Origin of the sequence: Bacillus sp. UNC438CL73TsuS30 (genome assembly GCF_000482325.1) — a bacterium.
In the GTDB taxonomy this organism is placed as follows: domain Bacteria; phylum Bacillota; class Bacilli; order Bacillales; family Cytobacillaceae; genus Neobacillus.
The window spans coordinates 115,940-137,256 of record NZ_KI535300.1; the positions used below are offsets into that span (position 1 = coordinate 115,940).

17 protein-coding genes, 1 tRNA gene, 1 rRNA gene, 1 pseudogene and 1 other annotated feature are annotated in these 21,317 nt (G+C 37.2%); of the genes and pseudogenes, 12 read left to right on the forward strand and 8 right to left on the reverse strand.

Going from position 1 to position 21,317, the window contains the following annotated elements; genetic code table 11:
* Positions 1-29: 29 nt before the first annotated feature.
* Both M028_RS0128330 and M028_RS0128335 read left to right on the forward strand, forming a co-directional pair.
* Entirely contained in the window at positions 30-359 is a 330-nt protein-coding gene (locus tag M028_RS0128330) for a DUF3870 domain-containing protein (RefSeq protein ID WP_026576841.1), read from the forward strand.
* A gap of 111 nt (positions 360-470) precedes the next feature.
* Positions 471-1,598, forward strand: a complete 1,128-nt coding sequence (locus M028_RS0128335; protein ID WP_026576842.1) for an HAD family hydrolase — start codon at positions 471-473, stop codon at positions 1,596-1,598.
* 32 nt (positions 1,599-1,630) lie between these two features.
* Here the strand turns inward: M028_RS0128335 and serA are convergent, their stop codons facing one another.
* Positions 1,631-3,280 (reverse strand): phosphoglycerate dehydrogenase, encoded by a 1,650-nt coding sequence (serA, locus tag M028_RS0128340; protein ID WP_026576843.1) that lies wholly within the window; start codon positions 3,278-3,280, stop codon positions 1,631-1,633.
* Positions 3,281-3,342: 62 nt separating this feature from the next.
* Positions 3,343-3,554 (reverse strand) — a binding site (T-box leader).
* 264 nt (positions 3,555-3,818) lie between these two features.
* On the opposite strand from serA, the gene M028_RS0128345 reads away from it, so the two are divergent.
* Both M028_RS0128345 and thrB read left to right on the forward strand, forming a co-directional pair.
* On the forward strand, positions 3,819-5,108 hold the full coding sequence (locus M028_RS0128345; protein WP_026576844.1) for a homoserine dehydrogenase: 1,290 nt from the start codon (positions 3,819-3,821) through the stop codon (positions 5,106-5,108).
* Positions 5,109-5,129: 21 nt separating this feature from the next.
* Positions 5,130-6,044, forward strand: a complete 915-nt coding sequence (gene thrB, locus M028_RS0128350; protein WP_026576845.1) for a homoserine kinase — start codon at positions 5,130-5,132, stop codon at positions 6,042-6,044.
* 691 nt (positions 6,045-6,735) lie between these two features.
* On the opposite strand, the gene M028_RS0128355 is transcribed toward thrB, so the two are convergent.
* Together M028_RS0128355 and M028_RS33490 are read right to left on the reverse strand one after the other, a co-directional pair.
* Positions 6,736-9,261, reverse strand: coding sequence for a bifunctional diguanylate cyclase/phosphodiesterase (locus M028_RS0128355; RefSeq protein WP_026576846.1), 2,526 nt, complete (start codon positions 9,259-9,261; stop codon positions 6,736-6,738).
* A 204-nt stretch (positions 9,262-9,465) separates the two neighbouring features.
* A complete protein-coding gene (locus M028_RS33490; RefSeq protein ID WP_197031490.1) occupies positions 9,466-9,609 on the reverse strand; it encodes a hypothetical protein in 144 nt (47 codons plus the stop codon).
* Between the two features lie 219 nt (positions 9,610-9,828).
* Between M028_RS33490 and M028_RS31295 the strand changes: the two genes are divergently transcribed.
* A complete protein-coding gene (locus M028_RS31295; RefSeq protein WP_081810925.1) occupies positions 9,829-10,920 on the forward strand; it encodes a DEAD/DEAH box helicase in 1,092 nt (363 codons plus the stop codon).
* Positions 10,921-11,187: 267 nt separating this feature from the next.
* Here M028_RS31295 and M028_RS0128375 read toward each other — a convergent pair whose 3' ends face one another.
* The gene (locus M028_RS0128375; RefSeq protein ID WP_026576848.1) at positions 11,188-12,525 is read right to left on the reverse strand and encodes a sigma-54 interaction domain-containing protein; all 1,338 of its coding nucleotides are present in this window, start codon (positions 12,523-12,525) and stop codon (positions 11,188-11,190) included.
* Between the two features lie 263 nt (positions 12,526-12,788).
* Here M028_RS0128375 and M028_RS0128380 point away from each other — a divergent pair, with 263 nt between their 5' ends.
* The 6 genes and pseudogenes from M028_RS0128380 (at position 12,789) to M028_RS0128405 (ending at position 17,582) form a co-directional block, all read left to right on the forward strand.
* Positions 12,789-13,886 carry an aromatic ring-hydroxylating oxygenase subunit alpha gene (locus tag M028_RS0128380; RefSeq protein WP_231510917.1) on the forward strand — a complete coding sequence of 366 codons (1,098 nt, stop codon included), beginning with the start codon at positions 12,789-12,791 and terminating at the stop codon, positions 13,884-13,886.
* Positions 13,887-13,931: 45 nt separating this feature from the next.
* Positions 13,932-14,663: pseudogene (locus M028_RS31300) on the forward strand (ABC transporter ATP-binding protein); the annotation flags it as partial.
* Positions 14,664-14,721: 58 nt separating this feature from the next.
* Positions 14,722-15,360, forward strand: coding sequence for an ABC transporter permease (locus M028_RS0128390; RefSeq protein ID WP_026576850.1), 639 nt, complete (start codon positions 14,722-14,724; stop codon positions 15,358-15,360).
* Between the two features lie 25 nt (positions 15,361-15,385).
* Positions 15,386-16,279, forward strand: coding sequence for a glycine betaine ABC transporter substrate-binding protein (locus M028_RS0128395; RefSeq protein ID WP_026576851.1), 894 nt, complete (start codon positions 15,386-15,388; stop codon positions 16,277-16,279).
* 34 nt (positions 16,280-16,313) lie between these two features.
* Entirely contained in the window at positions 16,314-16,967 is a 654-nt protein-coding gene (locus M028_RS0128400; RefSeq protein ID WP_026576852.1) for an ABC transporter permease, read from the forward strand.
* A gap of 96 nt (positions 16,968-17,063) precedes the next feature.
* Complete coding sequence (locus tag M028_RS0128405; RefSeq protein WP_026576853.1) at positions 17,064-17,582, forward strand: DUF2179 domain-containing protein; 519 nt, start codon at positions 17,064-17,066, stop codon at positions 17,580-17,582.
* 142 nt (positions 17,583-17,724) lie between these two features.
* On the opposite strand, the gene M028_RS0128410 is transcribed toward M028_RS0128405, so the two are convergent.
* From M028_RS0128410 to M028_RS0128425, 4 genes are all read right to left on the reverse strand, one after another.
* Entirely contained in the window at positions 17,725-19,263 is a 1,539-nt protein-coding gene (locus M028_RS0128410) for a solute symporter family protein (RefSeq protein ID WP_026576854.1), read from the reverse strand.
* On the reverse strand, positions 19,263-19,589 hold the full coding sequence (locus tag M028_RS0128415) for a DUF485 domain-containing protein (RefSeq protein ID WP_051591303.1): 327 nt from the start codon (positions 19,587-19,589) through the stop codon (positions 19,263-19,265). Before M028_RS0128415 ends, M028_RS0128410 begins: the two co-directional genes overlap by 1 nt.
* Positions 19,590-19,865: 276 nt before the next feature.
* Positions 19,866-19,938 (reverse strand) — tRNA-Ala (locus tag M028_RS0128420).
* Positions 19,939-20,023: 85 nt separating this feature from the next.
* Positions 20,024-20,719, reverse strand: a complete 696-nt coding sequence (locus M028_RS0128425) for an MgtC/SapB family protein (RefSeq protein WP_026576856.1) — start codon at positions 20,717-20,719, stop codon at positions 20,024-20,026.
* 530 nt (positions 20,720-21,249) lie between these two features.
* On the opposite strand from M028_RS0128425, the gene M028_RS0128430 reads away from it, so the two are divergent.
* Positions 21,250-21,317, forward strand: a 16S ribosomal RNA gene (locus tag M028_RS0128430); the annotation flags it as partial.

A 21,317-nucleotide genomic window follows, 5' to 3' on the forward strand; every position in this document is an offset into this window, starting at 1 on the left:
GGAAAAGAAATATAGAAATGGGTGAAATTATGGCAGGATTAAATACTTATTTTTTAGCAGGACACTCACGTTTGCCTCAAGGGATGGCTGCACAAAATGTGTTTGAATCTTTAACGATCACGGTGGAAATTGATAAAAAATACGGAGTGATTATTGAAGCCTCCTGTACGCTTGCTACAGAACATGGCAGGCATTATGTCCAGCAAATTCTAAAAGGGCATAGTCTTCAGGATGGAATTGAGGATATAGTTGAAACTTTTAAGAATGATTATCGCGGAAAAGCCGCAAATGCATTAATTGCTGCTATGAAAGATTTGTATAATCAATATATGAGTCATGAAAACTCATTGCCTATTTAAAGGGGAAAAGGCCATGCTGCTTAATTTAGCACATGGCTTTTTTTCCTTTAAAAAATACGGAATACTATGGTACGATAAAGGATAAAAGCAGAGGGAGAAGAGGGACAGTAAATGGTAAAAACAATTCTTTTTGATGTCGATGGGGTTCTATTAAGCGAGGAGCATTATTTTGATGCCTCAGCACTGACGGTTTGGGAACTGTTAATCAGCAAAAATTATTTAGCTTTAGCACCTGAGTTGTTTAAAACAAGCTATACAGAATCTGAGATTCAACATATTCGTGCACAGGTGTTTGAGAATGATCAAGTATTAAAGCTTCAAAAATCACGTGGTCTAAATGCGAACTGGGATATGATTTATTTAACCTTTTGCTGCCAACTCATTCATCTGTTTGAACAAATTATTGATAGTGAACGTGAAAAAATCAATCAGTGGCTCAAAGCCCCAATAACAAGGAATGCTTTAGTAGAAATAGGACAGGTTTTAAGCCAATATCAAGTTAAAATGAATTTTCCTTTATTTACTCAAGAGTTTGAACGCTCACATGCCGTTAAACAAGAGCTTTTAGGTTACCTAAATGTGTTAGCAAAGGAAAAGTTAGGGGTCGACACGTCTATTTTTGATAAGGACCGGACGCTTTGGTCCGTTTGTGAACATGTATCCCAGGAATGGTACGTTGGGGATGAAAATGTATTAGAATCTACGGGGAGACCATCCGTTCAGCTAGGTAAAGAAGGATTTCTAGCAAATGAAACAACGTTAGCACCAAAAAAGGATATTGCCGAGTTTTTCAGTTTCCTAAAAAATTCCGGATATAAGATTGGTATTGGAACTGGCAGGCCTGCGCTAGAAACAATATTGCCTTTTGAGCATTTAGATTGGCTAAAATCCTTTGATGAAAAGCATATTGTTACAGCTGATGACGTGTTAATCGCGGAGAAGGAGTTCCCTCAAGAAGGGTCTTTGTCTAAGCCGCATCCATACACCTATATATTGGCTGAACAAGGGAAAGGGGCATCTCTAGTCGATTATTTGAATACTCCGCTGCCACTTGAAAATGGAGAAGAGCTCTTAGTTGTTGGCGATTCATTAGCAGATCTTTTAGCGGCAAGAACCATCGGATGCAAATTCGCTGCCGTTTTAACCGGATTATCTGGAAAAGATGCAAGAAGTGAATTTGAAAAGCATGAGGCGGATTATATTTTGGATTCGGTGCTGGATGTAAAGAGGATAGTGTGATAAAAAGGGATGGCAGCTATGCCATCCCCATTTTAATATTGCAATAAGCTTTCCACTTTCTGCGGGTCTACCTGCCCTGGTTCAGATGGAACGAAATTCTCTAACTCTAGCAATTGTACCTCTTCAATGCCTACGGTTAGGTTCAAGGCTTGAAGAACATTAGTGTTCAGGGTTTTATCAAGGGTTAGGACCATGATGGCCTCACCTCCGACGGCAGCTCTACCTACCTGCATCGTGCCGATATTGATTTCATAATCGCCAAGAAGAGAACCTACTTTACCAATCATACCAGGAACGTCCTTATGTTTAATATATAATAGATGTTCCTCCGGCTTTATATCAATCCGATATTGGTTAATCTTCACAATCCTTGCACCGTAGCCATTTAGGACCGTTGCACCAATTTTAGCCTTTTCATCACCTTGGGAAATTGTCAGCTCCATATAATTCGCGAACCCTTTATTAGTAGCATTTTTTTGCACATTATAGGAAACACCTTGTTCCTTTAGAAGGTGCAGGGCATTAATTAGATTGACAGAATCGCTTAAATGATAGGAAAGAATTCCTTTTATCATGATACGATTTAATAATTCTGTATCTTCTTCAATTAGGTCCCCGTAATAATTGATTTCAATTTTAGCAGGGGCTTTTTTAAATAATTGAACGACAAGCTGGCCAATTTGATCCCCAAGCGCTAAATATGGCTGCATTTTTGCCTGAGTTTCCCCTGACATTTGCGGCATGTTTACGGCATGATGGATTGACTGCGCTTCAAAAATTTCAATGATTTCAGCGCTGACCTCTTGTGCAACCTTTTCCTGTGCTTCTACTGTAGAAGCTCCTAAATGCGGTGTCACGATAATATTTGGATTTTGCAATAATTCAGGGTCTGCTACTGGTTCCTTTTCAAAAACATCCAGTGCCGCTCCCGCCACATGACCGGATTGAACCGCACGAACCAGCGCTTTTTCATCAATAATTCCACCGCGGGCGCAATTGATCAAGCGGACGCCTTTTTTGGATTTTTGTAAATATTCCTCATTAATAAGTCCTTTTGTATCGTTTGTCAAAGGGGTATGGATGGTAATAAAATCTGATTCCCCGGCAATTAGGTCAAGGCTGGCTTTTGTAATCCCTAGTTTTTTAGCTCGATCTTCTGTTAAATAGGGATCAAAACCTAATATGTTCATTCCAAAGCTTTTAGCCCGTTTTGCCACTTCTGCTCCGATTTTGCCCATTCCAATTACACCAAGGGTTTTCTTATACAATTCAACCCCCTTAAACGAGTTGCGATCCCATTCGCCGGAAGAGGTTTTTTGGTGTGCCTGGGGAATTTTTCTTGCTAAAGAAAGCATCATCGCTAAAGTATGTTCTGTAGCGGCAATGGTATTGGCGCCTGGTGCGTTAATAACAATAATCCCTTTCTTAGTGGCTGCATTCACATCGATATTATCTACACCGACACCTGCCCTTGCAATAACCCGAAGCCTGCTAGCTTCTTGAAGCAATTCTTCGGTAACCCTTGTTTGACTGCGGACAATCAAGGCATCATACATACCAATAATCTTTTTTAATTCTTCCGTTGGCAGTGTTGGCTGTCTGTCCACAATAAAATGGGGATGATCAAATAATGCCGTTAAGCCTGTATCGCTAATTCCATCGGTAACCAGTACTTTATACATATCCATTCATTCCTCCCAGTTTAAAATAAAAAATCCCTCATAACAGACAGTTGTGTCGTGTTATGAGGGACGTGATCAACCGTGGTGCCACCCTCTTTTGCTGCATAGATATCATACAGCCTCAACATGTTAACGGTTTTTACCGGGCTGGCCTACATACTATTTCGGCGTGCCAGTTCAGAAGTGCTGGGTATGTTAAGAAAGGACACCGGTTCACAGCAGCCACCGGCTTTCTGAAGTCCCTTATTAATACCGTCTTCATCATCACTATTTTAAATTGAATGCAATTTTTTTGTATGAATTTATTGAATATTCTACATCGATACGTTTAGAATTGTAAAGGGTTAATGGAAATATTTTCTGAATAATCTTATTAATTTTTTTCCAAAAGTACTAAGCCTTGTGTGATAAGGCGGAGAGCGATTAAAATTATATTTAAACAGAACACATCTATTGTAAAAAGATTTAGAGAATTATATAATGTCTACTATACAAATACATTTGTGCATTTAGGGTGGACTCCTAGGAGGGAAAAGAAATGAAAGCTATCTCAATTGGATTATTAGGTTTAGGAACAGTAGGATCTGGTGTGGTGCAAATCATCAAAAATCATCAAGACAAAATAATGCATCAGGTTGGATGTCCTGTTGAAATAAAAAAAATACTTGTAAACGACTTACATAAAACGAGGTCTGCTGAGATCAATCCGCAAGTTTTAACAAATAACCCTGACGATATCCTTCAAGACCCGGAAATTGATGTGGTAATTGAGGTAATGGGTGGAGTAGAAGAAACGAAAAAATATTTGCAAAGTGCACTTCAGAGTGGCAAGCATGTAGTCACTGCAAATAAAGATTTGATGGCTCTTCACGGTTCCGAATTATTAAAGCTAGCCTCGGAAAATGGCTGCGATTTGTTTTACGAAGCCAGTGTTGCAGGGGGAATCCCAATTTTAAGAGGTTTAGTTGACGGGCTTGCATCCGATCGAATTACTCAATTAATGGGGATTGTAAACGGTACAACGAATTTTATTTTAACAAAAATGAGCTCTGAAGGACTTGCCTATGAGGATGTCTTAAAAGAAGCCCAAGAGCTTGGATTTGCAGAGGCAGATCCAACTTCAGATGTTGAAGGATTAGATGCTGCACGTAAAATGACCATCCTTGCTACATTAGGTTTCTCCATGCATATTGACCTTGAGGATGTAAAAGTCAGCGGAATTACTCAAATAACTGAAGAAGATCTGCGGTATGGTAAGCAGATGGGGTATACTATGAAACTGATTGGGAATGCCCATCGCGAGGGTGAAAAAGTAGAAGTGAGCGTTCAGCCAACTTTTTTATCTAATAATCATCCGCTTGCATCTGTACAAAATGAGTACAATGCGGTATATGTTTACGGAGAGGCTGTCGGTGAGACGATGTTCTATGGACCTGGGGCAGGGAGCTTGCCAACAGCAACAGCGGTTGTTTCCGATTTAGTGGGTGTGATTAAAAACTTTAGACTTGGTGTTAACGGAAGAAGTGCGGTGGCACCACAATATCCGAAACGACTGAAGGATGACTCGGAAAAGTATTCGAAATACTTCCTACGTATTCATGTGCAGGACGAAGTTGGCGTATTTGCTGAGATTACCTCGATTTTTGCTAAATATGGTGTAAGTTTTGAAAAAATCCTTCAGATGCCGGTTACAAAAAATGATACAGCAGAAATTGTTTTAGTGACGCATCAGGCTTCTTTAACCGATATTGAGGATATTTTAGTAGAGTTAAAGGATTTATCTGCAGTTAAGGAAGTTAAGAGTTCGTACAAAGTGGTTAGAAAATAGAGATTAAGGAGCTGTCTATGGATGACCCTCGATAACAGAGTACAAATCAAAGTTCCAGCAAGTTCTGCCAACTTGGGTCCAGGATTTGATTCCATTGGAATTGCTGTCGATTTATATTTAACGTTAGAAGTAGAACAATGTAATCATTGGGAATTTATTGCGGAAACTGAGGAATTAAGTCAATTCCCCAAAAATGAGGAGAATTTCATGTGTCAAGTTGCCCTTAAGGTTGCTTCGAAATATGGAAAGACCCTGACGCCATGTAAAGTGAAAATTAATAGTGAAATTCCATTAGCCCGTGGACTTGGTTCAAGTGCTTCGGCGATTGTTGCAGCGATTGAATTAGCTGACTTTGTTGGAAATCTTGGGTTGAGTACCCGTGAGAAGCTATTGCTTTCAACTGAGATGGAGGGGCATCCAGATAATGTTGGAGCATCGCTATATGGGGGATTGGTTGTGGGATGTTATCACGATAATGAAGTGGACCTTGTGTCATTTCCCAATCTGGCGTTTGAAATGATCGCTGTTATTCCGAATGAAGAATTATTAACAAAGGACTCACGTGGAGTTTTACCGGAAGTCCTTCCTTATTCGGAGGCAATTCAAGCCTCTGCTACCGCAAATGTATTAGTTGGTGCCCTTCTTAGTCAAAATTGGGAGCTAGCGGGAAAAATGATGGAGTCCGATTTATTCCATCAGCCATACCGAAAACAGCTGATTCCTTTTTATTCTGAAATTGAGGCAGCAGCCAAAACAAATGGTGCTTTTGGAGTGGCTTTAAGCGGCGCAGGCCCAACCATGCTTTGTTTTGCAGAAAAAGGGAAAGGCAGAAAGATTGCTGAAACACTTCAACAAACCTTTTCAGCCATGTCCGTGAAACTGTTAAACATCGATGATACCGGGAGCAATGTTTATAATTTAGAATGTGCAAAATAAAGGGCAGCCTAGCTGCCCTTTTTATTTGCTCTCTTTATTAATTCACCCTGTTAATTTGTAATATTTCAACTAGTGCATTCAATGAAAATTTCAACTCCATAAATATATAAAGAAAGCGGTGAATTTAATGTTTAGGCCAACGGAGGTTACTAAAAGTGAGTATGAATTTGTTTCTATGATAAATTAGTTCCAAATGTCCCTCTTCTAGACTTGATTGCAAATAATATTGATTTTTCGTTTCTTCTTGAAATGTTCATACTTATTATAATAAGGATAATGGTCGCACCACTGATCCGCTTATTCTTTTTAAGATATGTTTATTGGGGATCTTCTTAGGATAAATTATGATAAATAATATGGTTGGGGGACGTGTTTTATTTACGGATTCACCCCCATCTTAAAGCAAGCACAAATAAACATAAAAATACAAAGAAGTAAAGGTAGAGACTGGCGAATATTTTGTGGGAATTAATAATTAATTTGCCCCCTGTTGATTGGAGCGGAGGGCACTCGACTCCTGCGGGATAGAGAGGTCACTGGAGAACCCACAGGCGCAAGCGCCGAGGAGGCTCCAGGACCTCCCCGCGGAAAGCGAGTGACCGGAGCGGAAATCAACAGGCCCTTTGGCAAGGACAATCAATATATTGGCATTTAGAATGTGCAAAATAAAGGGCAGCCTAGCTGCCCTTTTCTAGTTATTCAGAAGATCCTCAAATGCTTCTTTACTTAGTGGTTTACTAAACAAATACCCCTGCATCTGAATACAATCTTTTGATCGTAAGAATTCCTTTTGGTAATCCGTTTCTACACCTTCGGCAATAACATCTAGATGAAGCCCTCGGGCCATATTAATAATCGCCTCCGGAATCTCTGTATTGACAAGATTCTCGGTAACATTTTGAATAAAAGATTTATCAATTTTTAACGTGTTAATCGGCAGGTTTTTTAAATAACTTAGGGAAGAGTACCCTGTACCAAAATCATCAATGGAAATAGATATTCCCATGTTTTGGAGTGATTGCAGCGATTGAACCAGTTCCTTTGAATTTGTTAGAAGAATACTTTCCGTAATTTCGATCTCGAAATTCTTTGGATCTAATTTACTTTCCTGCAAGATTTCCTTAACTTGTTTTACCATATTAAGAGGCTCCTGAAATTGCCTTGCTGAGAAATTTACCGAAATGTTTAATGACTGATGATATTTCGTATTCCATTCACTTACTTGGTGACATGCTTTTTTCATGACGATTTCCCATAGAGATTGAATTAATCCCGTTTCCTCTGCAATCGGTATGAAAACCTCGGGAGAGACAAAGCCTAATTCTTCATCCGTCCATCTTAATAATGCTTCTGCTCCGTAAATGGTTTCCGTTTGAACATTCATTTTTGGCTGATAGTGGACCTCTATTTTTTGACTTTCTATTGCTTTTATTAGGCGAGACTCCAATTTTGGCCGTTCTTGATTCATTTTGCTAATTTGTTCATTAAAAATAACTACTCGGTTACCGCCCAATTTTTTAGCTGAGTACATCGCCATATCAGCATAAATGATCAAGGTATCCAGATTATTTGTATGCTCTGGATACATACTGATACCACAGCTGGCACTTAGATACACTTCAATTCCAGCAATTGCGTATGGCTTTTTTAGAGTATTAATGAATTCTTCTGCAACTGCTTTTGAAGCCTTCACATCCAGATTATTCATCAGAATGATAAATTCATCGCCGCCTTGTCTTGTAATGATGTGATTATCTTCAGGCAGGCATTTTTGGATTCGATTTGCTACGATTTTCAGTAACTCATCCCCTTTGTTATGTCCAAAGGAGTCATTAACATGTTTGAAACGATCTAAATCAATAAATAAAACCGATACGGTTTCGCCTTTTTCATTTGCTTGATCAATAACAGGCTGTAGCTTTTCTTGAAAGTATCTTCGATTGGTCAAACCAGTAAGCGGGTCGTGATACGCTTGGTATTCAATTAGTTTTTTACTCTGGTTTAAATCATTTACATAGTGTTGTAAATGATTTGATAAAGCGTTCACGTTTTCTGTCAGAAATCCAAGCTCATCTTTACGATTTAAGTGTAATTTTTTACCAAAATTACCTTGAGCAATTTCATTCACTTGTTCAACAATGTAACCAATTGGTTTAGTAATGGAACGTGAAAAAATAAAACTAATAATTAGAACAACAATCATAATCACAATAGATAGCATAATGTGAACTTTTAACTCGTGTAACAACTCATTCTGGATAAGGCCATAATCATAAACAAGGCAAATCACATAGGGTTGATCAAGTTTCGTTTTTACCGGAACGAATGTCTTCATGACAGATTTGTCTTTTAGATTGTCTTTATAGGACTGTACTTTATTCGTTTGTATAGCTTTTCGAACAAATTTAGTATCTACATTAATATTTGGGTACTTCTCGTAAGAACCATACCATTTTGGCTCGGCAGAAATCCGGGTATAAGCATTTCCATTTAAATGAACCTCTTCTTTCTTTTTGCCAAAGTTCTTTGGATTTAAAACAGACATTTCTAGGATACCTGGTTCTTTTGTAAAGTTCTCAATAATTTTCCCTGGACCAAAACGCTCTTCGTATTCAAGAACTTTATGGTCTCGGAAATAGGGGTCAATTATATAATTGGTTGTACCATCATAGTAATAGCCCCATTTATCAATATGATCTGGATTGGAAGAGGCTTTTTCCATTGGGCCTGACCAATAGTAGGGTAAGGCTAAGCCTTTTTTTACTGTTACCGGTTTAAGTTCAAAAAGCTGCAGGTAGGCATCATACCAATAGCCCCAGCCTTTTGTTCCCATATTAATTTCTTTTGGGTCAGAGGATCTGACACCAACAACATCATCCTTCGTCTTGGCTAAAAGTGTAATGTGGGAAACTTTTAATTCCTTAGCAAGTGCTTTTAGCTGGTCGTTTGTTACATCTTGGTATCTTGGTGGGAGTGCCTTTCTTATCGCAATGGAGGCAATTCGCAGCTCTCTCGCAAGGATGTCTTCCACATATTCTGAACCCTTTTTCGTATTTTCTACCTGAACAGAAACTTCTTTGGTGATCATGGCGATTTCCTTTTCATTATAGTCAAGTAGTTGATTTTTTGACCGAATATAATGAAAGGCGTTATTAGCAACTAAGATGATAAATACAATAAGACAAAAAATTAATGGAAGTTTCTTTTTAATCGACAATGAAGCAACACTCCAATTACACAAACATTTTGAAAAGTAATTTTGAATTTATTATTTTTCTAATGGTAATCATATTTTGTTTAAAGAATATCATAATCAAATCATAAAAGTAATGAGAAAAAACTGGAGAAGCAAGAAGGGGAAGAGAGGTAGAGAGGAAGCAGTTTACAAAATGAGAATTCAGCAGCGATGGCTGCTGAATTATTAACCCTTTGACCCATGTAACCATTCTTGATAGCATTCAGGACAAAGTGTTTCATCCCGTTCAACATTGGAAGTCACGAAGGTTACGTTGTGATGCTGTTGTTGTTCAATATCATTTGTACAATAAAAACATTTTTCACTCATTTTTTCCACCTCGTTAATTTTGAATGAGTTTAGTTTTTACATTTTTTGTGTTTTCTTACGTTGAAAATTTCACCAGGTTTTTCCTTTACCATGTGTTTGCGGTCCATCAATAAGGTAGATTGTGTCTACGAAATAAATGGAATAAAAAGAGTCATTGCTTTATTTTTAATAAACCATCATGATGTATAGATAGTATCTGAATTGAAAGTAGGGATTTTTTTGCCTGATTTTATATCATTAGGTATTTCAAAAGAATTAACGGAAACATTGCGCAGATTCGGTATTGCCACACCGACCCCCATACAGAAACAATCCATACCGGTTGTCATGGAGGGGAAAGATGTGATAGCGCAAGCTCAGACCGGAACAGGTAAGACATTTGCATTTATATTGCCAATCCTTGAAAAACTTGACGCGAATACTCTTCACGTTCAAGCACTTATTGTAACGCCAACAAGAGAATTAGCGTTACAAATTACCGATGAAATTAATAAGATGATTCAGGATATAGAGAATGTGAATGTTTTAGCCGTTTATGGAGGACAGGATGTTGAAAAACAGTTAAAAAGGTTAGAAAAAAATGTCCAAATTGTCGTTGGAACTCCGGGTAGGCTTTTAGATCATATTCGAAGAGGAACACTTGATTTATCGAGAGTTCATTTTCTTGTATTAGATGAAGCGGATCAAATGCTCCATATTGGGTTTCTTGGAGAAGTAGAGGATATTATTAAAGAAACGCCAAAGAGCAGACAAACGATGCTCTTTTCAGCAACGATTCCGGATGAGGTTCGGAACCTGGTGAAAAAGCATATGAGGGAGCCGGAATATATACAGGTGGAAAAAAGGCAAGGGCCTGCTGCGAATGTAAAACAAATTGCCATCCACACAACTGATCGGTCAAAACAGGCAACGCTTATAGAATTAGTGGAAACCCACCGGCCATTTCTAGCAGTTATTTTTTGCAGAACGAAACGAAGAGTCAGCAAATTGTTCGGAATACTTAAAGCACATGGATTTTCTTGTGATGAATTGCATGGGGATTTGTCGCAAGCCAAAAGAGAGCAAGTCATGAAAAGATTTAGGGACGCTGAAATTCAATTGTTAATCGCGTCGGATGTGGCTGCAAGGGGGCTTGATGTTGAGGGAGTGACCCATGTTTTTAACTACGATATTCCGCAGGATGCAGAAAGCTATGTCCACCGAATTGGCAGAACGGGTAGAGCGGGCATGAAGGGGTTAGCCATCACGTTTTATTCCTCAGCCGATTGCCCGACTCTTGATATGATTGAAAAAGAATTAAAAAACAAGTGATAGATGGTAGCGGCAAAAATGAACAAAGTAAAAAAACAGATAGGGATTCTAGTCCTTCTAATACAAAGCTGGAGAAAGGAAATCAACGGAATCGGAAACCAATGAATTCAAAGCCTATAAAAGGTAAACGGAAAAACAGTAATAGACAAACGGTACAATCAAGCAAGGGAAATTCTAAGGCTAATTTTGGGCAAAGGAAAAGAATGAAATAATTACGAAAGGGACTGAAAATTTCACTTCAGTCCCTTTTCTAATTTAGGGATACATTTAAAAAAATTCCCGATATTTTCTAATGAGTGTTGAGGCTTTTGTTTGACTAATATTTAAAGCTTTAGCAACTTTTCTGGAACTCTTATAAGTTTCGTAAGCTGCTAATACGATCCGTTTTTCAGTATTTTCTAGTGCCTCATTTAATGAAGTAAAAATGGGTATATCAATTGGAGTATTGGTACGGATGAGTTCTGGGATGTCTTGTAAACCAATATATGAATCGGTGATAACAACTAATCGCTCGATTACATTTTCGAGTTGCCGTACATTACCTGGCCATGAGTAGTTAAAAAACAAATTTAGACTTTCCTTGGTAATTTTAATCGTTTTTTGATACTTTTCATTAAAAACCCGTAAAAAGTAATAGCATAGTGGGATAATATCTTCTGGACGTTCACGAACTGGAGGAATATTTAATTCAATTACGTTTAAACGATAATATAAATCATCTCTAAATATTTTTTGTTTGACTAATTCCTCTAAATTTTGATTGGTAGCAGCGATAATCCTAACATTAACTTTTTTTACTTTATCGCCACCTACTGGAATGAACTCCTTATCTTGAATTACCTGAAGAAGTTTAGCTTGGACTTTTAAAGAAATTTCACCAATTTCGTCCAAAAAGACCGTCCCATTATTCGCTGCCTCCAAGAGCCCTTTTTTGCCCCCCCTACTTGCTCCCGTGAATGCACCTTGAGCATAACCAAAGAGTTCCGATTCAATTAAGTTATCAGGAATGGCAGCACAATTTAAGGTCAGCAATGGTTGGTTTTTTCGATCACTTTTTTGATGAATAAAATTAGCAAAAAGCCCTTTTCCTGTCCCAGATTCCCCACGGATTAGAACGGTAGAATCTACATGAGCGACCTTTTCAGCAAGCTTAATCACATCGTTTAGTCTATTACTGTTTGTAATAATTTTATGGTCATTTTCCTCAACAATTGTTGGTTGAACTTTTTGTTTTTGCTTCAAAATTTTATAGTTTTCAAGTTCATGAGCAGTAATAACTATTAAAATGATTTCTTGATTTTCGTTAAGGATTGGTACAGCGGTTGTTAATAATTCACTACCAATGTAGGTTACTTGTTTAATCGTTACTGGTTTTTTTTCTTTAAGAACGAGTGGAACCACAGATGGTTTCCATAAACCTCTTTCAACAAACTCAGAGTTTTTTCTTCCTAATACATCAGCTTGAGTCAATCCATAGTGATATTGGCAATGCTTATTAACATAAACCACCCGAAGATTTTTATCTAAGACAAAAATTTCATCCGAAGAGTTTTCTAATATGGTTTCTAACGTTTCTTTTGAAATTTGGACATCACTCGTTAACATAATTCCTCCAACCTAGTGAGTTAATATACACTCAATTTTATCAGATAAGTCTAAATATTTAAATAAATAGTGCAAAAAAAGTGATTTAAATCACATCAATCGAGTAATTAATAACTCATTGAGTGGATTTTCACTCGTTTTTTTATAAATTAAGGTGAAAAAATTAGACTTTTTCCCTATATAGTGAGGTAAAAAGGCATTGGCATGAATTTTGCAGTAATGAAGGTTATAGAAAATAATTCATGATGGAAGGGGAAAAAGCAATGAAAAAAGAATCTAGTTTTATTTTCAAAACGATTCCATATTCTCTTTACACGGATCCGGAAGTTCTAAAGGTTGAGCAGGAATTAATTTTTAAAAAAACATGGCAAATTATCGGCCACGAAAATGATATTAAAAAACCAGGAGATTTTATTACATGTGAAGTAGCGGGAGAGCCAATCGTAGTGGTTAGAGACGAAGACCAAATTGTTCGTGCTTTTTATAATGTTTGTCCACACCGTGCAACTAGACTTGAAAATAATGAAGCAGGTAATAAAAAGATTCTTCAATGTTCCTACCATGGATGGACGTTTCATCTAAATGGCAAGCTTCATCGTGCACCTAACTTTAAAGATAATCCTTGTTTTTGTTCTGATGAAATTACTTTGAAATCGATTAGGTGTGAAGTGGAAGGTTCTTTAGTATTTGTTAACTTAGATCCTAATGCTCCATCACTTTATGAAACGTATAAGGACTTTTTTGAGGATTTCAAACAATTTAACTTCCATAACGATTTGAAACAATACAATGAAAGGGTTCGTGAAATTAAGTGTAACTGGAAAGCATTTATTGATAACTATTTAGAATGCGATCATTGTCCAATTGCACATCCTGGATTTACTGCTACTTTAGACATGAGCAAATACCAGATTATTAATCAATCAAATTGTAGCGTTCAAGGGACTCAAATAAAGGAGAACCCAGGTAAACAAAGCTTAAGTTTAGATATGCAAACAGTTGAAGTTAAAGAAGGACGTTTTTACTGGTTGTGGCCAAATACGATGATTACGGTATACCCAGGTCCAGGAAATATTTCAATAATAAAAATGCTGCCGGTTGATCATGAAACCACTAGAGGGGTCTACCAAGTATATTTTAAGGGTGGAGAACCTACACCAGAACAGGAAACTTTATTGGCGTTTGCGGACCAAGTTAGAATTGAGGATGTCGTAATAGTTGAAAGAGAGCAAATTGGATTTCGCTCTGAGGCTTATAGAGAGGGGATTCTTTCTCCAACCGAGCATGGGGTTCTATACTTCCACAATCTTATAAGGGAATCTATTCTTATAAAGGGAAAAGACTTACTTGTAAATCGTTAGATATTATAAAAAAGTAGAATTGTCGAATAAAAGGGAGGGAAATTTTTGATTACATTTCAAGACGTCAGGAAAGTGTATAACCAGAATGAGATCATTAAAGGGATTAATTTTACTGTTGGTCAGGGAGAACTTTTTGTCTTAATTGGCCCAAGTGGCTGCGGAAAAACCACAACAATGAAAATGATTAATAGGTTAATAGAACCCACAGGTGGTCTAATAAAAATAGATGGTGAAAACATTGCCGAAAAGGATCCTGTTCATCTTAGAAGAGATATAGGGTATGTTATTCAACAAATTGGATTATTTCCCCATATGACAATTGCTCAAAATGTTGCTCTTGTTCCTAAATTAAAGAAAATGAAAGCAGAGGAATATGAAAAGCGCGTGGATGAGCTGCTGACAATGGTAGGATTAGAACCGGAAAAATTTAAAATGCGATACCCATCAGAATTAAGTGGAGGTCAGCAACAACGTGTTGGTGTAATTCGGGCAATGGCTGCAAATCCATCGATTATTCTAATGGATGAACCATTTAGTGCACTGGACCCAATTAGCCGGGAACAATTACAGGATGAATTAGTAAAACTTCAGAAAACGATTAAAAAGACGATTGTATTCGTGACCCATGATATGGACGAGGCCTTGAAAATCGCTGACAGAATTTGTTTACTGAAGGATGGAGAAATCGTTCAGTTAGATACACCTCAAAACATTTTGGCTAATCCAGCAAATGACTTCGTGGTTGAATTTATCGGTTCAAAGCGGCTTCAGCAAAATTTGAAACTATTCAAGGGCTATAAAGATGAAAACAAATTTCAACGTGAGGTTGCTGGCAATGAATGAGTTTTTACAGTTTATAAGTGAACGGCATAATCAAATCTTTCATATTCTGTGGCAGCATGTTTATATATCCTTTATCTCAGTCTTTGCTGGTTTTATAGTTGCAATACCATTAGGGATTATCTTAACAAGATTTGAGAAGTTGAGTAAATACGTAATTGGATTTGTTAATATAATCCAGACGATTCCTAGCTTAGCTTTGTTAGGATTTATGATTCCGTTGCTCGGAATAGGTGTTATACCTGCTATTGTTGCTTTGTTTTTATATTCTCTATTGCCTATGTTACAAAATACTTTTACTGGTATTAGAGAAGTAGACCAATCTCTTACGAACGCAGCAAGAGGTATGGGAATGACGGAATTTCAAATATTAATGAAAGTTGAAATTCCGATGGCGATATCTGTCATTATGGGTGGGTTTCGAACAGCCACCATCTACACGATAAGCTGGGCAACGCTCGCTTCTCTTGTTGGAGGTGGAGGTCTAGGATACCTAGTCTTTACCGGTTTAACAATTTCAAATAATAATATGCTCCTTTCTGGTGCGCTTGGAGCTGTAATTTTGGCAACGCTTACAGAGTATTTAACAAGAAGATTACAATTTTATGCAACACCAAAAGGGCTTCGAAAATAATATATTTGGTCTTAGGGGGATATGAATGAAGAGATTTATAGGTGTATTCATACTAGTTTTTACTTTATTAGTATCGCTAGCAGGCTGTGGGAAAAGTGATACTGTAAACATTGGATCACAATCTTTTTCAGAGCAGCTGATTCTTTCAAATATGGTTAAATTATTGATTGAGGATAAAACAGATTTAAAGGCAAAAATTGTTGAAGGACTAGGTTCTACTCCTGTAGTTCATAAAGCTCAAACAAAAGGAGATATTCAGGTTTCGATTCGATATGTAGGGACTGATTTGAGTGGAACTCTAGGGATGACTTCTTTTCCAACTGACCCTAAAAAATCGTTTGATCTTGTATCGAAAGAATTTGAAAAAAAATATAAACAAACATGGATGCAGCCATTTGGTTTTGAAAATACGTATGCATTTACCGTGAGACAGGAACTTGCCGATCAATTGCATTTAGAAAAGGTTTCAGATATAGCTCCCGAAGCAGGAAAATTAAGTCTTGGTACGGACAACGCATGGCTGGAGAGACCCCAAGATGGTTACCCGGCATTTGAAAAGACTTATGGGGTTAAGTTTGGGAAGACCTCTCCGATGGATATAGGATTAGTCTATAAGGCGGTTAAGAATAAGGATGTAGATGTAGTACTGGCCTATTCAACTGATTCAAGATTAAAACAGTATAATTTAAAGACACTTGCGGATGATAAAAAGTTTTTTCCATCCTATCAATGTGCCACTGTTATAAGTGACGACTTACTAAAAAAGCATCCAGATTTAAAAGGTGTGATTTCGAAACTTAGTGGATTAATAGATTCTAAAACGATGACTGAACTTAACTATAAAGCGGATATTGAAAAAAAGGAACCGAATGAAATCGCGAAGGAATTCCTAATCGAAAAAGGGTTAATTAAAAAGTAACATTAGCGCATGAAAATCAAGGAGGTGAAGGATCATGCATACGATTATGGAAGCCTTTTCGGTGCTTATTAATAATTGGGATACCATTCTTGAGCTAACCATTCAGCATATTTATATGAGCTTTTCCGGTGTCCTATTAGCAATTATTTTAGGAATACCATTGGCGGTACTCATGTCTAGAAATGAAAAACTCGCTGTTATCATTCAAACCATAGTAAATGGTATCCAGACCATTCCTAACATTGCATTATTACTTGTGATTATGATTTTCTTTGGCTTAGGGTCAACAACAGCCATTTTTGCTTTAGTATGTTATTCCTTGTTACCGATTATTTCGAATACTTATATTGGATTGAAAGGCGTCGATAAGCATTTAATCGAAGCGGGTTTGGCAATGGGAATGACTAAACAGCAGCTGTACTTTAAGGTCAAAATTCCACTAGCTTTTCCGATTATCATGGCTGGGATACGAATTGCTACTGTGATTGCTATTGGTGTTGCGACGATTGCTACTTTCGTTGGAGCAGGTGGTTTGGGTGATTGGATTTATCGGGGAATTACGACTACCGATGATGCGAAAATTCTTTCAGGGGCAATCCCTGCAGCATTACTAGCGATTTTAGTAGATTTCATCCTTAGACTGATTGAAAAGAAATCAGGTGTTCATCTTCATAAAGTAAAGTCTTAAAATTTAAAAATGAGTTTTACCCCCCTGAAAGTCCTAAGCTTTTAGGGGATTAACTTGTATATGCATAAATTTCTCAATTATTAATGAGGGATTATAATGAATTATTTGTTGCTTGCGTGTATTCAACTGTCCTATGTAGCTTTTTTCTGTTTACGAAGTGTTTATATGGTAAAAGGGCAAAGGATTGTAACAGTAATGGTGGGGATGCTTGAAATATTCGTTTATATAATGGGATTATCAATGGTATTGAACAACATTCATTCACCATTCGGGGTATTCATTTATTGTAGTACCTATGGAATTGGTATATTCATGGGTATGACAATTGAAAGAAAACTAGCATTAGGGAATATTGTTCTTCAGGTTATTACTTTAAATGAATCCGAGTTAAGTAATAAACTGCGAGAAGAAGGATTCGGGGTAACCTCCTGGGAAGGCCAGGGGTCTTTAGGTAGACATGTGGTACATCTTATTCTAGCAAAAAGAAAGGATTTTAATCGTATAAAAAAAATTGTTAGGTCAGTGGAAGAAGGTGCATTTTTAATTTCTTATGATGCTACTGATTATATCGGAGGCTATGGATTGAAGCAGGGAGGCTCAAATAAAATAGATTGAATCCAATAGGATATTAACAAAGGTTCCTACAACTTTGTTAAAAATCAACATTGTTCTTTAACAAAGCCTATAAGTAAAAAAATGCTGTCGGGAAAATATCCCGACAGCATTTTACTTAAAGGAGTATATTCATTAAGTCCTTTTATTGCCCAATTCCTATTCCTGTATTAGATTTAACCAGCACTTCCTCAAACTTCTTCACATCCGCCTTTTGGCTCGAGAAGATGGTGCCAAGGTATCCAGCTAGAAATCCGAGTGGAATTGATACAATTCCCGGTGTTGTGTATGGGAAGATAGGGTTGCCGACAAAAATGGCTTTTCCTACCTCAGGGCTCATTACACTTGGGCTAATTAGAACTAACCCGATTGCCGAAACTAGTCCAACAACCATTGCCCATATTGCCCCGGAAGTGTTAAAGCGTTTCCAGTAAATGGTGTAAATAATAACCGGCAGGTTGGCACTTGCTGCTACTGCAAAAGCTAATGATACTAAGAAGGCAACGTTTAAGGTTTGTGCACCCAATGCAAGAATGATTGAAATAACCGAAACCCCAATTGCTGCATAACGAGCCATTGTCACTTGCTGCTTTTCAGTTGCCTTTCCTTTACGAAGGATTTCATTGTAGAAATCATGAGCAAAGGCAGAAGCTGCTGTTAAAACAAGACCCGCCACAACGGCAAGGATTGTTGCAAACGCCACAGCAGAAATAAACGCGAACAACATGTTGCCGCCAATCGCTTTAGCTAATAGTGGTGCCGCCATATTTCCGGCAGGATTTGCTGTCACAATTGCTTCATTGCCAACAAATGCGGCTGCACCAAAGCCAAGGAAAATCGTCATAACATAGAAGATTCCAATTATCCATGTTGCATAGACAACGGAAGAACGAGCTGTTTTTGCATCTTTAACGGTAAAGAAACGGACAAGAATATGTGGAAGTCCAGCAGTCCCTAAAACGAGACATAAATTTAGCGAGATTGTGTCCAAGCCAATTTTATATTTCACCCCTGGATTTAAGAAGGCTTCTTTTAAAGGCGTTGCAGTTTTCATTTGTGCAAACATATCAGTAAGGCTGAAATTGAATTTAGCTAGTACAATAATTGAGATTACGAAGGTGCCGCCCATTAAAAGAATTGCCTTAATAATTTGTACCCAACTTGTTGCATGCATTCCTCCAAAAATAACGTACACGGTCATTAAAACTCCAACAATTAATACGGATGTCGTATAATCCAAACCTAATAATAATTTAATTAGTGCACCTGCTCCAACGAGTTGCGCGATCATATAAAAAATAGAAATCGTAACAGTGTTCATCGCAGCAAAGCCACGAATTTTTTTTGTATCAAAACGTGCCGCAATCATATCTGCAAAAGTATATTTCCCTAAGTTTCGTAAAGGCTCTGCAACTAAGTAAAGAACAACAAGGTACGCAACGAGGAAACCAATACTATAGAAGAAGCCATCAAATCCGGTTAAGGCTACAGCTCCCGCAATTCCTAGGAAGGATGCAGCTGACATGTAATCACCAGCAATGGCTAGACCATTTTGCCAGCCTGTCAGTCCCCCTCCAGCAGTGTAAAATTCGCTTGCATTTTTCGTCCGCTTAGAAGCTAAATATGTAACAATCAACGTGACGAAAACAATGGCGAGGAACATAATAAATGCAGCTTTATTCATTAGCTATTGCCTCCTTCTTGGATCACTTGATTTGCCATATCATCGAATTTAGCAGCCTTTTTCGAGTAAAGGATGCATAATCCCCATGTCATAACAAATTGAAGGAAAGCAAATACCCATGCCCAAGTAATATTGCCTATAAATTTATGATTTAACACGGTGGAATAGGAAGTTAGGATTGGTAAAGCAAAATAAAAACAAAAGAAGAAGATGGTTACTGGGATGATAAATTTTTTCTTTTCGGAGAGTAATGTTTGAAATGATGAAGATTGTGCAATTTTACTGTAATCGTTTTCAATATTGTTCGCCGTCTTTTTAGCCTCCAATTTAAAGCTCCCCCTCTCAAATTAAAACCTTGATTTTTTTAATATGAGGAAAACAAAAACTCAAAGACAATGCTGACTTACGTGGAATAAATAGAAATTTTGATTCTCTTTTTTCACCTCCTCAACTCGATTTTTAAAAAAATTTCGAAAATTCTAATCTAAATCTAATTATAGTTTTTAACTCCCAAATTTTGCAAGGGGGAATTTCAAAAAAAGGAAAAAGGAACCATTTTTATATAAAAAAAAGCCTTTGTTTAACAAAGGCTTTTTCTAAAATGGAGAATAGGGGGCTCGAACCCCTGACCTCTTGCATGCCATGCAAGCGCTCTCCCAGCTGAGCTAATCCCCCGAATGTGTTGCACAAGAAAATTATATATGCTTTTGGTTATTCATGCAAGAGGAAATTATAAAAAAAGAGCCAAAGGATATGGCTCTCAACTAATACTTTCAACTTCCACTTTTTTAACTCCTTCAAATTGAGAAATAGAGTAGTAAACATCGGTTGTTTTTTCGCGATAATCTACAGCCACCAAAATTTGTACCGAGTGATCGCCATTGTCCAAATCTTTAATTCGTATTCTACGAATAATATATTGTTTCTTCATAATAAATGTTATAACTTTTTCAATCTGATCTTTATCGCGCATGAATAACTGGAGGCTAATTTCTTTTTCCCTTAATTGCTTTGGACCAATAAGCTTCAATAGAAATGGAATTAGTTCTACGCTAATAATTAGAAGAGCAACTCCGGCAAAGGCTTCCCAATAAAAGCCTGCTCCAACAGCAATTCCAATTCCAGCGGCTCCCCAAATCATTGCCGCTGTAGTCAGGCCGGAAATAGTGTCATTCCCTCTCCTTAATATAACACCGGCTCCTAAGAAACCAATTCCAGAGACAATCTGTGCAGCAAGACGGAGCGGGTCCATTGTAATTCTCACGTGGTCAGAATTAGGGAACATGTAAGCTGATTGAATGGAAACAATCGTCAGAAGACAACTCACAATAGACATAACGAGACTTGTCTTTAATCCTACTGGCTTTCTTTTCAACTCACGCTCTAGTCCAATGATGAGCCCAAGTACTGCGGAGATTCCAAGTTTTATCAGTATTTCTGTATTAATACTATTCATGTAATTCACGCCCAACTTTTAAATCTAATTATAAAAATTATTATTTATTATATCGTATGAATGAAAGGCTGGAATTATTTTGCTGAATTTTATAAACGAAAATAAAAGGATTGTAAGTCACGACTGTATTAGGTTTATAAAATTATTGTGAAAATAATTTCTGTAAAAATAATTTCTGTAATAAATAAAACAGTTCATGCCCGTTAATTCGATTTGATTTTTTTAAAAAAACTTTTAAAATTATATTGCAATCATTTCTTTATCATGGTATATTAAATCTCGTCCTCATCGAGAGCGTCAATCAACGAAAAATAAATTTTAAAAAGTTGTTGACATCACGAAAGAGGATATGATAAATTAAAGAAGTCGCTTTTGAGCGGCGGTAAAAAAGTACAAGCTAATAAAAATGTTAGTAGTACAGATTGTTCTTTGAAAACTAAACAAACAAAAACGTCAACAAAAAATAATAATCGTGTTTCTTCTATTATATAGAAAACACGAGCCAACGTAACATTCGAGCTAAATCAACTTTCTTGGAGAGTTTGATCCTGGCTCAGGACGAACGCTGGCGGCGTGCCTAATACATGCAAGTCGAGCG

What these genes read in the sequence shown, in the direction of transcription:
- M028_RS0128405 (WP_026576853.1), top strand. Translation starts at nt 17,064, where the DNA reads ATGAATTATTTGTTGCTTGCGTGTATTCAACTGTCCTATGTAGCTTTT.
- M028_RS0128410 (WP_026576854.1), bottom strand. Translation starts at nt 19,263, where the DNA reads ATGAATAAAGCTGCATTTATTATGTTCCTCGCCATTGTTTTCGTCACG.
- M028_RS0128335 (WP_026576842.1), top strand. Translation starts at nt 471, where the DNA reads ATGGTAAAAACAATTCTTTTTGATGTCGATGGGGTTCTATTAAGCGAG.
- M028_RS33490 (WP_197031490.1), bottom strand. Translation starts at nt 9,609, where the DNA reads ATGAGTGAAAAATGTTTTTATTGTACAAATGATATTGAACAACAACAG.
- M028_RS0128425 (WP_026576856.1), bottom strand. Translation starts at nt 20,719, where the DNA reads ATGAATAGTATTAATACAGAAATACTGATAAAACTTGGAATCTCCGCA.
- serA (WP_026576843.1), bottom strand. Translation starts at nt 3,280, where the DNA reads ATGTATAAAGTACTGGTTACCGATGGAATTAGCGATACAGGCTTAACG.
- M028_RS0128345 (WP_026576844.1), top strand. Translation starts at nt 3,819, where the DNA reads ATGAAAGCTATCTCAATTGGATTATTAGGTTTAGGAACAGTAGGATCT.
- M028_RS0128390 (WP_026576850.1), top strand. Translation starts at nt 14,722, where the DNA reads ATGAATGAGTTTTTACAGTTTATAAGTGAACGGCATAATCAAATCTTT.
- M028_RS0128380 (WP_231510917.1), top strand. Translation starts at nt 12,789, where the DNA reads ATGAAAAAAGAATCTAGTTTTATTTTCAAAACGATTCCATATTCTCTT.
- M028_RS0128395 (WP_026576851.1), top strand. Translation starts at nt 15,386, where the DNA reads ATGAAGAGATTTATAGGTGTATTCATACTAGTTTTTACTTTATTAGTA.
- M028_RS0128375 (WP_026576848.1), bottom strand. Translation starts at nt 12,525, where the DNA reads ATGTTAACGAGTGATGTCCAAATTTCAAAAGAAACGTTAGAAACCATA.
- M028_RS0128400 (WP_026576852.1), top strand. Translation starts at nt 16,314, where the DNA reads ATGCATACGATTATGGAAGCCTTTTCGGTGCTTATTAATAATTGGGAT.
- thrB (WP_026576845.1), top strand. Translation starts at nt 5,130, where the DNA reads ATGACCCTCGATAACAGAGTACAAATCAAAGTTCCAGCAAGTTCTGCC.
- M028_RS0128330 (WP_026576841.1), top strand. Translation starts at nt 30, where the DNA reads ATGGCAGGATTAAATACTTATTTTTTAGCAGGACACTCACGTTTGCCT.